Source organism: Chitinophaga jiangningensis, from assembly GCF_900142605.1.
Lineage (GTDB): Bacteria > Bacteroidota > Bacteroidia > Chitinophagales > Chitinophagaceae > Chitinophaga > Chitinophaga jiangningensis.
On sequence record NZ_FRBL01000011.1, the window covers coordinates 39583 to 52269 of the forward strand.

Consider the following 12687-nt stretch of genomic DNA (forward strand, 5'->3'; position numbering starts at 1 on the left):
TCCGACACCTGAATTTATGAAGCGCCCATTACTGCTGTTCCTGTTGCTGCCGCTGTTTTCATACAGCCAGCAGCAGAAAGAAATCAACTCCCAGTCACAATCCTGGTTTAGCATCAACAGTACCTTCCGGTTTAATAACCATTGGGGCGCCGTGGGCGACTTCCATATCCGCCGCAACAATTTCGTTGCCGATAACAGCTTTTACTTTATCAGGGCCGGTGTGGGCTACTGGCTCAACGACCAGTTATCATTTATTACCGGCTATGGCCATCTCTGGCTGGCCCCTACTACCCCCGGCTATAAAACCTTTGCAGACGAAAACCGCTGGTACGAACAAATCGCCTATGCTACCAAAGTGGGGAAGGTGTCGTTGCTCAATCGCTTCCGCAGTGAGCAACGCTGGCGGGAAATATTGCAAAACGATCAGTCCACCGGCGACTACTACTTCTCCAACCGCTTCCGCTACCTGATCAGCGTGGGTATACCTATCAGTCAAAATAAATGGGTGCCGCAAATTTCTCTGGCAAATGAAGTGGCGGTGCAGTTTGGAAAAGCGATTGTGAACAATACCTTTGATCAGTTCCGCGCCTTTGCCGGCATCCGCCAGGATTTGGGCAAGGGCTGGTCGTTTGATATGGGCTACATGTTTGTAAGTCAGCAAAAAGCCAGTGGCTACCAGTACGATTACAACCATACTTTCCGCTGGTTTTTCTACTACACCTGGAACCACAAAAAAGGCGGCAAGGAACTGCCGGCCTTACAATATGAAGATGAGTAAGTTATATTTCTTCGGGTAAAAAATCATCCTGTTTTTGATGCATGGCCTGCAACCGGCGTTTACGAAACGCCGCAAAGCCCTCTTTCAGCGCTTTTTCACGGGTTTTATCGGTTTGATTGTGCAGGTACACCTCCTGGGCATACTGCCTGAATTGCCGGTATAAATCATCCTCCTGCTGCGATTGTAAGGTACTGCCAATAGAGGCACGCTTGTCAGGGAACTCAAACCGATCCCACCAATGATAGATTTCCGGAAACAGGTTATTACTGTATTTAAACCGCATATACCACCAGGGTTCACTATCGCGGTAGCGCAGCCAGGCAGCTTTCAGGATGGCATACAGGTCGATCAGCCAGCGCACCCATATATAAAGCAGTAGCAATCCAATGGCTACGTAAAGCGTCAGCAGGTACCACGGTATGCCAAATATTTCCCTTGGTCCTTTTTTTTGTGGGGGAGATGCCGCCGCCACTGTTTTAGCAAGACTATCCTTCAGGGTCGTCATCATCCCCAGGGAAGGGTTTTCCGCCACATGGACCTTCACCGGCGGCAAGCTGCGGGAATACATCCGCGCGGCATAAGGGTTCCACCAGGATATCTTAATTGCCGGCATTTCAAATTCCCCGGCACTCGTGAGCAGGTAAGTAGTGGTTTGGGTACGCTCGCCATTGGCCGAAACATCATTGCGTGTATCCTTCAGCGTAGCAGGCTTAGGATAAGTACTGGCCCAGCTTAGCTTGTTATCAGGCAGCTCAGGAATAAACTGCGGTAATGTACCACTCACGTCCACGACTATACTTCGGTCGATCACATCTCCAACTTTGAGGTTGGTAAGCGGCTTGTTCCAGCGTTGGGTAAGCTGCACGTCGGAGGCTACCAGCCAGCTTTCGCCCGGTGGCAGCGTGCGGGGCACAGGCTTTACCACAAAGGATTTGGCCGGGCTATGAATCACCACGGTTTGACTGGCAGCACTGCCTTCCGGCGGCGTAACAGCGGTGATTTTTATGGGTGGCACCTGGAAGCTGCCCGACTTATAAGGGAACACGAGGTAGTAAAACTGAATACCCGAATATTCCTTGCCATTCACTGTAAAGCGGCCGGGGGTAGAACTGGTGAAAGGAACGATAAACGATTCAGGCACCTGCAGGTTCTCAAACTTCAATGGCTCCGTATACCAGGTAGCCGTGAGTACGGTGAAAGTTACCTTTACCGGCTGTTGTACATATACTTCGGTTTTATCCAGCTCCACCTGCGCAAAGCATCGCACCTGCGCCTGCAACAGCTGCGCGTGCATACAAAGGAGTAATATGATCCAGCCTGGCCTTACCATGTTTGTTTTCCGGGTTTTACAGTGGGGTAAAATTTCTTTTGCTGCAGTATAAAACGCTTATGCAGGAACTCGCCGGGATCTGCCGGCGGCTTACGCAAAATGATGTTTTGCAGGTCATCATTTTTCTGCTTGCTGGTATCACCGGGCTCGCCCATCTTATCACTCTCCTGCCCCCGGTGGATGTTGGTTTTCACTTCATCAGTATTACGATCCCCATGTGTAGGCAGTTTATCCACTTTTGTATCTGATGATAACTGTTCGTCTTTGGACTGTGGCTTTCTTTCTTTGAGCGGTTCATCTTTTTTATCATCTTTCAGCTTTTTACTTTTTGCATCTTTTTTTATGTCTGCTGCTGCGCTGCTATCGGCCTCATATTTGGCATGCTGATTCAGCTTCATGCTTTTCTGCACTTTATCGGACAGGGAGGGGTCCAGCCCTTCCGCTACCTTAAATGCATCTGCGGCTTCATCAAAGCGGCCCAGCTTACTGAGTGCCAGGCCACGGTTATACGCACCGGCAGCGCTGCTGTCCAGCGCAAACAAAGCAGCTGCAGTTTCATAGTCGCCCGCCTGGTAGGCCGCTGCGGCCTTATGCGGCAGGTCCTTAAACCGCGTTTCGGCCTCCGTATAGTCGTGCTGGTTATACAGTACTTGTCCCTGATAATCCGCCGTATACCACCACGATGCCTGTTTGCTTTTTACACTGCAACTGCTCATCACCAGCAACAGCAGGCACCAGTGTACGGCCCAGCCTTTACGGGCAAAAAACAGGGTAATCACCATCACGGGCAATATCAGGAGGTAGCCCATATCGTCCCAATCCTTGCTGCTTTTTTCCTTATCGGATTCAAATACCAGGTTCTTGCGGATTTGCGCTGCAATGCCACCAACGTCTGTAGTATCCAGTGTTAGCGGAGTGATAGCGAGTTTGGCATTTTTAAGTTGTTGCAATACTGCCGGGTCCTGTTTCGAGGTCACATTTTTAATACCCGGCACCGGCGCTCCTTCCGGTGACGACATCAGGATCACATCCAGCCGGTGTATGCTGCTGTTTAAGAAGTTCGTATAGGCGATCGCGTCAGATGCGGTAATTTCATCCGTAAATAGCAGGATCGTGCTGGGCGCCAGTACCGGCCGCATCACCGTATCTATTTCCTGCAATAACAGCTGGGTATTATTTCCCGGCACCGGCATCTCAAAAGTATTTAAACTACCCGCATGCATTTTTACAATACTGTAATCGCTGGTAAAAGGCAGCACCAGGTGAGGTGTGCCGGCGTAGGCCATCAGTCCGGCCCTGGCGCCGGGATGGGCATCCAGGAAATCGCTGATTTTGAGCTTGGCGCGTTCCAGCCGGGTAGGTTGTATATCGGTGGCGGTCATTGATTTAGTGAGATCTAATACAATCAGCACAACGGCCTGCACTTTCTGGCCCGGGATTTCCGTTTTCTTCCAGGCAGGGCCTGCCACTCCCAGTATCGCGGCGCTGCCTCCCAAAACGAGTAACAGCAACGGCCACACGATGCTCCAGCGGCTACCTTTGGAAAACAGGTAAGGCCGCAATACCGGTCCTATCACACGTTTCCAGCGCTCCGGCTCGCGGGCGCCAATTAACAGCAGCACTACAATAATGCCCAGCACTTCAAATAAATGCAGCAGCTTAGGCCGCAGAAAATGAAACTGCTGCCAGTTAATATCCAGATCTATATGTTGCCACCATTCATGCATGCTTCCAGTTTTTTGCCGCCAGCAGGTATACAGCCAGTAAGAAATAATACAACAGTACCAGCAGCAAACCTGCTGCCAGCGGATAGTAATACAGCAGCTCCACCGGTTTGTAGTTTTGCTCCAGGTATTCTACCGGGGCCAGTTTATCCAGCATCTGGTATACTGCTTCCAGCTCTTTTTCGTTCATGGCGTTGAAGTAGCGGCCACCCGTATTTTTTGCTACTGACTTCAGGGTATTTTCATCGAGGTCGTAGCCACCGGAGCCGCTGGCCTGGCCTATTCCGAGGGTATAAATTGTGATGGAATCTTTTGCCGCACTGGTAGCGGCATCCAGCGGTGATATGTCTGCACCGGTGTCCACACCGTCCGTCAGCAGCAGCAATATTTTCTGCTTTAAAGTATCGGCTTTCAGGATGCGGGTGCTGAATGCGATGGCGTCGCCGATGTTGGTCATCTGACCGGCCATACCTACTTCCGTTTGGTTCAGCAACCAGGTGATCATGTTCAGGTCCGCCGTGAGCGGGGCCTGGAGGTAGGCGTTACTACCAAATACCACAAGGCCCATCTGGTCACTCTTGCGTCGTTTCACAAAGTCTGACATCAGCTGCTTTACAGCATCCCAGCGGGTGGTATGCTTACCGCGCACAATCCAGTCGGGCTGGGACATGCTTCCTGAAATATCCGCTGCTATCAAAAAGCTTCTTACCGTTTTGGGTACTTTCTCCGGTTCACTTACATACCGGGGAGATGCCGCAGCCGCGAGGATACAGGCCCAGGTAAGGAACAATACAATCCAGCCAGGCACATTACTACCGGTGACCCATGCACGCTTACGGGGCTTATGCCCGATAGCGGCGGCGGCCACGCCGAAATGCGGCAGTAGCAGCGCTGCGCTGCGGCGCCGCCAGGCCGGCAATAAAAAGTAGATCAGCAGCGGCAGCGGCAGTAACAGGAATACCCATTTATATGCTATTTCCAGGTGCATGTTTGTGATGCCGTATCCAGCTTTTAGCTTTAGTAATAAATTGATTTATATTTTCCGGAGCGATCGGTTCCGCTCCCGGTTTATATAATGAAACCTGCAGCAAGCCAGCATCTTCAGCGGTAAAGCCAGGTGCCGGCCTGCTGCTGTTGTTCAGAAAATCCATCCAGGGCTGTTGTTGCAGAGAGGCAACTGTAGCAGCACCATAGCGGTGCATGGCAATCTGCTTCAGCAGCATATCCGTATCAAACAGTAGTTGTGCAGGCGTAAGCTGTGCCTGCTGTTTGGCTTCCAGCCAGGCCAGTGCGTGACGGCGATAACGATTGCGCCTGTATCTTCTCACTAACAAAAAAACAGCTGTAACCAGCAGCAACAGCAAAAGTACACCGGCCACATACCAGCCGGGCGCCGCAAAGGTAAACGGTACCGGATCGGGCACTATCAGTTGTCCTATATCGTTGCCGGGTTGCGCCATATCATTTGTTTCTGTTACTGAAAAATCCGATCACCTGCGAGGAGGCAGGCTGCGTGGTATCCATAAAGATCACCGGAATGCGGTAGTTCCTGAATTCCTCTGCCAGCCTGAGTTGCATCTTTTTGTATGCTTCCTCATATTTTTGCCCTGCGTTATGCAGGCTATTTTTCCACCGGAGTTGTTTTTTTCCGTCGCCCAGTATCAGCCTGCCATCCGGCAGTGCGGCATCCAGTGGATCGGAAATATGCACCAGCATCACATCATTGTGCAAAGCCAGTCCACGCAATAGCTTCACGGTTGTATCATCCGCTGCGGTGAAGTCGCTGATCACCGCAATTACGTAATCATGGGTAACGGAAGCGGCTGTACGCTTCAGCATATCATTGAGCAGGGAAATGTTTACTGCTGCCGGCTTACGTGCCGGAAGGAGTGCATTTTTTTCTGCAATACTTTTCAGCAGGTACTGCACATGTGTTTTACTCCGGGCAGGATGAATAAATTCGAATCCATCTTCGTTATATACAATCCCCCCTACCCTGTCGCCCCGGCGGATGGTGTAAAAAGCGCTGAGGGCCGCTACCTGTGCGGCTATCACCGACTTCACCTGCTCCTGTGAACCAAAGAACAACTGGCTGCTCTGGTCCACCACCAGGAAAGAAGGGCGTTCTTTTTCTTCATTAAACACTTTGGTATGGGTAGTGCCGGTGCGGGCAGTCACGCGCCAGTCAATGTTACGCACATCATCACCGGGTACGTATACACGTACTTCTTCAAAATCGAGCCCGCGGCCTCTCAGCCGGCTTGCATGCCTGCCTGCCAGGATGCTGTATACCGGGTGCTGGGGCAGGATCGGAATTTCCTGCACATAGTACTGGTAGCGCATCAGCTCATCGAGGGTAACCGCTACTCCTTCCGGCCATTTATGTGAAGTATTGTTACGCAACGGGTACTACTTTTAACAGTTCGTCAATGACTTTATCAGCGCCCATGCGGGCAACGTTGGCTTCGTAACTGAGGATGATACGGTGGCGCAGTACATCGTGCACCATGTGGCGCACATCATCGGGTGTTACATAATCGCGGCCGTCCAGCCAGGCCACGGCGCGGGAACATTTATCCAGGCTGATACTTCCTCTGGGGCTGGCGCCATAGTCTACCCATTTGGCCAGTTCCTCGCTGTACTTTTCCGGGAAGCGGGTAGCGTTGGTAATTTCCGCGATGTAACGTGCAGCAGCATCGCTTACCTTGATATCGTTAATCGCTTTACGCGCATCAAAAATTACCTGCTGTGATAAAGCAGGTTCATTGTTCGCTGCTCCTTTTGATTCTTCACGCACCAGTTGTACGATCTTCATTTCATTGTCTACTGTAGGGTAATTGATTTCAAGTTTTAGTAGAAAGCGGTCCAGCTGGGCTTCCGGTAACGGGTAGGTACCTTCCTGTTCAATAGGGTTCTGAGTGGCAAGTACCATAAACAGGGGCTCCATTTTGTGCGTTTTACCGGCAACGGATACCTGCCGCTCTTCCATGGCTTCCAGCAGGGCCGACTGCACCTTTGCCGGGGCGCGGTTGATTTCATCTGCCAGCACAAGGTTGGAGAAGATGGGTCCGGGTTGGAAGAAGAATTTTTCAGTGGCTTCCGGCTGGTAGATTTCAGTACCGGTAACGTCGGAGGGTAGTAAGTCGGGGGTAAACTGAATGCGGCTTAATTTACTATCGAGGTGTTTGGCCAGGCTTTTTACCGACCTGGTTTTTGCCAGTCCCGGCAAGCCTTCCAGCAGTACATTACCGTCGGTTAGTAGCGCTACTAATATTTTTTCGATCACATCATCCTGGCCGATTACATCTTCGGTGATGCGTTGCCGCAGGGTTTTGATATCGTCGAGTGTACTCATCGTAACGGAATTATGAAAATACCGGAGAAAGCGGGCTTTCTCCGGTATAAGAGTGATATAATTATTTCGCGCGTGCTTTTAGTTCACCTGTAAACTCAGAAATGTCGAAACTGGCTGGTTTTTGACGTGGTGGAAACTGTTTGTAGGTAGCCAGATACCTACCTACTGCTTCGGCTGAAGGCAGGACCAGGAAAGCCCTGTCCATAAACCATTTATCGTAATAGGCTGAAGCATGGTCGTAAGCGTATTCAAACGGATCGCCACGCAGATCTTCCAACAACGGGGCTCTTAGTACATCCAGTGGTTCCCTCCACACACTCATCCCTTTATGTTCCTGTTTCATGTAGTTGAATTTCCAGCGTCCCTGTCGGAAGGCCATCAGGTCACCATCATCTGAGAAGTAAAAGAAATCCTTACGTGGACTCTCCTGTACTTGTCCGGTCAGATATGGCAGCTGGTTATAACCATCCAGGTGCACTTTAAAACTTTTGGAACCGGCAGCATAACCATTTTTTAATTTATCCACCAGGTTAGCATCTCCACCTGCGGCAGCTACCAGGGTAGGTAACCAGTCTTCCGCAGAGAAAATTTCGTTATAAACAGTACCTGGTTTGATATGACCTGGCCATCTCACTACGCAGGGTACACGAAATGCACCTTCCCAGTTCATATCTTTTTCACCTTTGAAAGGAGATACGCCACCGTCGGGCCATTCGCATTTCATAGCACCATTATCGGTAGAGTAGATCACGATAGTATTTTCGGTGAGGCCGTTGTCGTCGAGGAATTTGAGCAGGTCCCCTACCATTTCATCATGCTCAGTCATACCATCAGCCTGTATCCCAAGCCCGGTGCGGCCTTTGGAAGCGGGTTTCAGGTGCGTGTTGATGTGCATGCGGGTGCTGTTAAACCATACAAAGAATGGTTTATTGGCATCTTTCTGGCGTTTCATGAAATCAATGGCTGCATCGTAGAATTCTTTATCTACTGTCTCCATACGTTTGATGGTGAGTGGGCCGGTATCCTCGATTTTACCGTCGGCAGTGGCTCTCAGCACTCCTCTGGGGCCATATCTTTTCTTAAACGCAGGATCTTTTGGGTAATCCTCATGTTCAGGTTCCTCTTCCGCATTGAGGTGATAGAGGTTACCAAAGAACTCATCGAAACCATGTGCAGTAGGTAGAAATTTATCCAGATCGCCCAGGTGGTTTTTACCAAACTGCCCGGTAGCATATCCCAGCGGTTTGAGGAATTCAGCAATGGTAGGGTCTTCTTTCTGCAGGCCCACGGTGGCACCGGGGAGGCCTACTTTGGTAAGTCCGGTGCGGAAAGGGCATTGCCCGGTGATGAAAGCGGCACGACCAGCGGTACAGCTTTGCTGACCATAATAATCGGTAAACATGGCGCCTTCATTGGCAATACGGTCGATGTTGGGGGTTTTAAAGCCCATCATGCCGCGGTTCCAGCAACTGAGGTTCCACAGGCCAATGTCATCCCCGAAGATCACGAGGATATTGGGCTTCTTTTGGGCTTGCAGGCTATCCATGGCGATAGCCGAAAACAACAGCAGGCAACAGGTGAATTGCCAGCATCTCTTCATAAGGTTCATAATAGAATTGTTTTGGATTGGAAAAGAGATGCTGCTAATGAAAATGCTCAGGAAAAGGATTTCATAAAGGTGAATAACACCGTATTGTTGTTATTGTTTACTATCATAATTTTTTATGAGGGTTTCGAAATAGCGAATCATGCGGCTATAGTTGCTGATACTGATGTATTCGTTGTTGTTATGAATGGTTTGTTGTTCGTTGTTGTTAATCAGGACAGGGTTGAAGCGGTATACGTGATCAGACACAATTTCATATTTATATCCGTCCGTACCACCGATGGTAAGGTAGGGCGTTACGATGGCATCGGGGAAATATTGTTTGATCGTTTTTTCCATCACCCTGTACCCTTGTGAATTAGTATCGGAGATGCGGGAGGCTTCTCTGGGTGCGCCAACATCTTCAATTTCCACGTCAAAACCCCTGCAGGCATTTTGCAAGTGCTGTTTCACTTCTGCCACGGGGTTACCCGGCAGTATGCGGAAGTTTACTACAAAATCCACGATGGGGGCCAGTACATTGGATGCATCACTACCCTTCATCATGGTGAGGGCAGTGGTAGTGCGTACAAGGGCGTTGGTGGTATGATTTGCGGTGAGTGTTTTAATGAGAGTGCCTTTTAGCAGCCACTGGTTGGAAATAGCCAGCCGGCCTTTAAAATCCATAGCACCGCCCACATTCTTAAAGAACTGATCAATAACCGGGATGATCATGGGTTTCATTTGTTCCGATTCGAGGCGCTGCATAATTACAGCAGCTTTCCCAATAGCACTTTGCAGGGGTGGCATGGAGGAGTGCCCGCCGAGTCCTTTGACTTTGACTCTTGCTGACCAGAAGCCTTTTTCGGCACAACCGATAAGAGCTACTGTGGCATTGATACCGCTGAGACTACCTTTGGAGGATACAATACCTCCTTCATCATACACTGCATCGAAGTGGATGCCTTTGGCTTTAAAGTCTTCCGCAATCATTTTTGCGCCATGGGTACCTCCTACTTCCTCATCGAAGCCAAAGGCGAGGTATACGTCTCTTTCAGGCGTGTATTGCCGGGATATAAGATTATTAACAGCTTCCATCAGGGAGAACAACATATTTTTCATATCCAGTGTACCACGGCCATAGATGCGGCCATCCGTTACGGCACCGCTGAAGGGGTAATGGGTCCACTTATCCTGTATGGCTGTCACCGGTGGCTGGGGTTTATCTTTCGGGGAGAAGATAATCTGTCCGCTATCCGTGCCTTCGTATTCGCCCGGAGGTACCACATCGTAGTGCGAGAGGAAAAGTACCGGCTTCAGGGAGCTGTTGCGGCCCTTCCAGTGGATAACGATTCCGTGATCGTTGACTGTGTAGCTTTCCGTAGCGGCGTATACGTTAGGGTAGGCCTGCCGCAGATAGGAGGCAAATTGAGTGATGGGGCCATAGTTAAACTGGGAATAATCTGCATTTGAAACGGTAGGAATACGTATCCCTCCGGCAAAACGTTGCAGGGCGCTGTCGCTAACGGGGAAATTTTCATACGCGGCGGTGCCGGTATTCACTTTCGTGAAGGGGTAGACGAGTGTTTTTATTGCCAGCACGGCTACCAATAAAACGAGTAAGACACCGATGATTGCCAGTAGCTTCTTCATACATAAATGTTTGGATCTACCTCCTTTAACAGCCACCTGATGCAATTGTTTGAACCCGGTTACAAACGGAAATATCGTTTGACCCTGGCGGTTAGTGAAGGAGTAGCTTCGAGGAAGGGCCTTTCCAGGTATTTATAGCTCAGCGTACAAACGGTTACCAGTACCAGGCTGCAGCCGGCGGTGATGAGCCAGTGCACCAGTGGCGATTGTACCCTGGCGACAGGCATGCCCAGTATAAACATGAAGGTGATAAAAAGGATCAGGCCATGGATGATGTAGAGCGAAAAAGCGATTTGCCCCAGCAGGCAGGATGGGCGCCAGGTTAGGATACCAAACAGGGTGTTTCCGCAGGCAATGGCTACAAAAATAAAGGTGGTACACAGATAGGTAAAGAAGGAATAAATATAGGGAGAATACAGGGTAGCAATGATCAGCACAGCGATCATGAGCAGGGAAGTGATCCAGTGAGCGGCCAGCTGGCGCACTTTCGGGTGGGCAGCAAAAAATGCGGGGATCATGCCCCCGGTAAAGGCAAGTGTTTTGTTCCAGGCGTTGGCAGGGTACCAATAATAAATGATGCCGATGAAGAGGGCCAGGAAAACGGCCGCCATCAAATAAATGTAGAAGGGCGCGCGTACACCAAGTAACAGTCCGAGAAAAGGCAGCGCAGCGTAATACAGCCATTCAAAGGCAAGGCTCCACACCACGCCGGCAATGATCAGTTTAGTGCCGGAGATATGATTCACATCCGCGGCGATGGAGATCATCCACTGGCCCACATGAGCCACTAACTGCGGGAGCGGTTCGCGGAGCTTCCAATGCGTAAGGATGCCCACTACGAACAGGAGCGCGATCACCACGGCGGTATACACCGGGTAGATGCGCAGAATACGGGAGATGTAAAGTCTCACCCAATCCACCTTACGCTCCCTGGCATGTACCAGCTTGGAAAAAAAGAGGAAGGCGGTGATCATGAAGAACAGGGAGATGCAGATGGCACCAAGATTGGCATGGATGACGGAAGGCGGCGGGGATGTCCACTTATTAGAGCGCAGGAAGAAGAACCAGATGATGGCATGATAGAGGAATACATATACGGCGAGGTAGCCGCGCAGGCCATCGATCGATTTGTAGCGGCCTTCCTGCGGGCGTACCTGTAGCCAGTTACTCACCAGGGTTATCCATAACAGGATAAGCAACAGGATCAGTAACATCGGCAACAAACTAACGGGGGACATAGGCGATATCATTGGAAGTGGCACTAATATCAGGAGAAGCACTGCGGCAGAATTAGCAAATGTATGCTCAAAAACAGATTTTTTTTCTTAATTTGAAGTGTCTATTATTCCAAAGTAACCGGTAATATTCATAACCCCCGCCATCCCTCAAGAATGAACAAGATTTATTTATTATTCGTCATAGGTGCTATTTTTTTTGTTGCATTAATGCATGATTTACATAAAGATAATACCGTAACAGCCTCTGGCACATCAACAAATAACGACCGTTATTTGTATAATAGGGAAAGCTTGTTATCTTTAACAGATAGTCTGGATTTTTCCGATAGCTCCGGCGTTACATTATATTTCAACCTGAAGGGCAAACGCTTCTCCGAAAAGAATGGCAAAAGCGATTACTATATTGTCTTTACCAAAGAAGATGATATTCAGGAAACGATACGAAAAGGCTATTACCTCCTCAACCCCGGCATAGCACTACTAGACCACATTACAAGGGCCTACCACTTATCTGATTCCCTGGGTGTGGAACATTTTTTTGTAGTGGGCAGGCAATCAAAAATGTCCGACATTGAGCGTGGTATTATAGACGCTATTTTCCCGAATGTTATTCAACGTGCAAAGACAACCCTGGTATCGCGGGGCGATGTACTGGACTTTTCCGTGCATTCGCATCCGTTAGTGAAGAATGCAATTAGTGGGGAGGTGGAAAGAATAGGTGGTCCGCTGCCGTCAGGGCCTGATTTAATGCCACAATACCCGATGGGTGGCCGTTTTGAGATGGTGCTGGGGCACGAGGTGATAGATCCGATGGAGTACAGAAAGCTGGATAAGGGCGTGTCGTTCAGCACAGCTATCGACCAGCCGCAGCGATACAGGCAGGTGATAGGCTTGTATAACCAGGGAGAGGTAATCGGCACTATTTTTTATGAGAAATTAATTGAACTGGTGTGCAGAGTGAATAAAGTGAAGCGGTACCCGGTGATTGATAAAACGAATGCAGATATAGTAAGTTTATAATTGC

11 protein-coding genes are annotated in these 12687 nt (G+C 49.7%); 2 read left to right on the forward strand and 9 right to left on the reverse strand.

Annotation, left to right across the window (positions count from 1 at the left end; genetic code table 11):
• Positions 1-16 precede the first annotated feature (16 nt).
• A complete protein-coding gene (locus BUB18_RS25545; protein WP_073086605.1) occupies positions 17-778 on the forward strand; it encodes a DUF2490 domain-containing protein in 762 nt (253 codons plus the stop codon).
• Between the two features lies 1 nt (position 779).
• Here the strand turns inward: BUB18_RS25545 and BUB18_RS25550 are convergent, their stop codons facing one another.
• The 9 genes from BUB18_RS25550 to BUB18_RS25590 all read right to left on the reverse strand — a co-directional run bounded on the left by BUB18_RS25550 (position 780) and on the right by BUB18_RS25590 (position 11663).
• Positions 780-2072: a BatD family protein gene (locus tag BUB18_RS25550; protein ID WP_178372207.1), complete on the reverse strand. Its 1293-nt coding sequence runs from the start codon at positions 2070-2072 to the stop codon at positions 780-782.
• 29 nt (positions 2073-2101) lie between these two features.
• Complete coding sequence (locus BUB18_RS25555; RefSeq protein WP_073086609.1) at positions 2102-3835, reverse strand: VWA domain-containing protein; 1734 nt, start codon at positions 3833-3835, stop codon at positions 2102-2104.
• Complete coding sequence (locus BUB18_RS25560) at positions 3828-4820, reverse strand: VWA domain-containing protein (protein ID WP_073086611.1); 993 nt, start codon at positions 4818-4820, stop codon at positions 3828-3830. The genes BUB18_RS25555 and BUB18_RS25560 overlap by 8 nt, the downstream gene beginning before the upstream one ends.
• Complete coding sequence (locus BUB18_RS25565) at positions 4798-5292, reverse strand: DUF4381 domain-containing protein (protein WP_073086613.1); 495 nt, start codon at positions 5290-5292, stop codon at positions 4798-4800. Before BUB18_RS25565 ends, BUB18_RS25560 begins: the two co-directional genes overlap by 23 nt.
• A gap of 1 nt (position 5293) precedes the next feature.
• Positions 5294-6235 (reverse strand): DUF58 domain-containing protein, encoded by a 942-nt coding sequence (locus BUB18_RS25570; protein WP_083550779.1) that lies wholly within the window; start codon positions 6233-6235, stop codon positions 5294-5296.
• Positions 6228-7187, reverse strand: a complete 960-nt coding sequence (locus BUB18_RS25575) for an AAA family ATPase (protein ID WP_073086615.1) — start codon at positions 7185-7187, stop codon at positions 6228-6230. Before BUB18_RS25575 ends, BUB18_RS25570 begins: the two co-directional genes overlap by 8 nt.
• A gap of 61 nt (positions 7188-7248) precedes the next feature.
• Positions 7249-8796, reverse strand: coding sequence for an arylsulfatase (locus BUB18_RS25580; protein ID WP_245805736.1), 1548 nt, complete (start codon positions 8794-8796; stop codon positions 7249-7251).
• A gap of 90 nt (positions 8797-8886) precedes the next feature.
• Positions 8887-10425 (reverse strand): M20/M25/M40 family metallo-hydrolase, encoded by a 1539-nt coding sequence (locus tag BUB18_RS25585; RefSeq protein ID WP_073086617.1) that lies wholly within the window; start codon positions 10423-10425, stop codon positions 8887-8889.
• Between the two features lie 59 nt (positions 10426-10484).
• Positions 10485-11663: an acyltransferase family protein gene (locus tag BUB18_RS25590; protein WP_178372208.1), complete on the reverse strand. Its 1179-nt coding sequence runs from the start codon at positions 11661-11663 to the stop codon at positions 10485-10487.
• Positions 11664-11954: 291 nt separating this feature from the next.
• On the opposite strand from BUB18_RS25590, the gene BUB18_RS25595 reads away from it, so the two are divergent.
• On the forward strand, positions 11955-12683 hold the full coding sequence (locus tag BUB18_RS25595) for a hypothetical protein (RefSeq protein WP_143160103.1): 729 nt from the start codon (positions 11955-11957) through the stop codon (positions 12681-12683).
• The last annotated feature ends 4 nt before the right edge of the window (positions 12684-12687 follow it).

What these genes read in the sequence shown, in the direction of transcription:
- BUB18_RS25560 (WP_073086611.1), bottom strand. Translation starts at nt 4,820, where the DNA reads ATGCACCTGGAAATAGCATATAAATGGGTATTCCTGTTACTGCCGCTG.
- BUB18_RS25555 (WP_073086609.1), bottom strand. Translation starts at nt 3,835, where the DNA reads ATGCATGAATGGTGGCAACATATAGATCTGGATATTAACTGGCAGCAG.
- BUB18_RS25575 (WP_073086615.1), bottom strand. Translation starts at nt 7,187, where the DNA reads ATGAGTACACTCGACGATATCAAAACCCTGCGGCAACGCATCACCGAA.
- BUB18_RS25550 (WP_178372207.1), bottom strand. Translation starts at nt 2,072, where the DNA reads ATGCACGCGCAGCTGTTGCAGGCGCAGGTGCGATGCTTTGCGCAGGTG.
- BUB18_RS25545 (WP_073086605.1), top strand. Translation starts at nt 17, where the DNA reads ATGAAGCGCCCATTACTGCTGTTCCTGTTGCTGCCGCTGTTTTCATAC.
- BUB18_RS25590 (WP_178372208.1), bottom strand. Translation starts at nt 11,663, where the DNA reads ATGTCCCCCGTTAGTTTGTTGCCGATGTTACTGATCCTGTTGCTTATC.
- BUB18_RS25580 (WP_245805736.1), bottom strand. Translation starts at nt 8,796, where the DNA reads ATGAACCTTATGAAGAGATGCTGGCAATTCACCTGTTGCCTGCTGTTG.
- BUB18_RS25585 (WP_073086617.1), bottom strand. Translation starts at nt 10,425, where the DNA reads ATGAAGAAGCTACTGGCAATCATCGGTGTCTTACTCGTTTTATTGGTA.
- BUB18_RS25565 (WP_073086613.1), bottom strand. Translation starts at nt 5,292, where the DNA reads ATGGCGCAACCCGGCAACGATATAGGACAACTGATAGTGCCCGATCCG.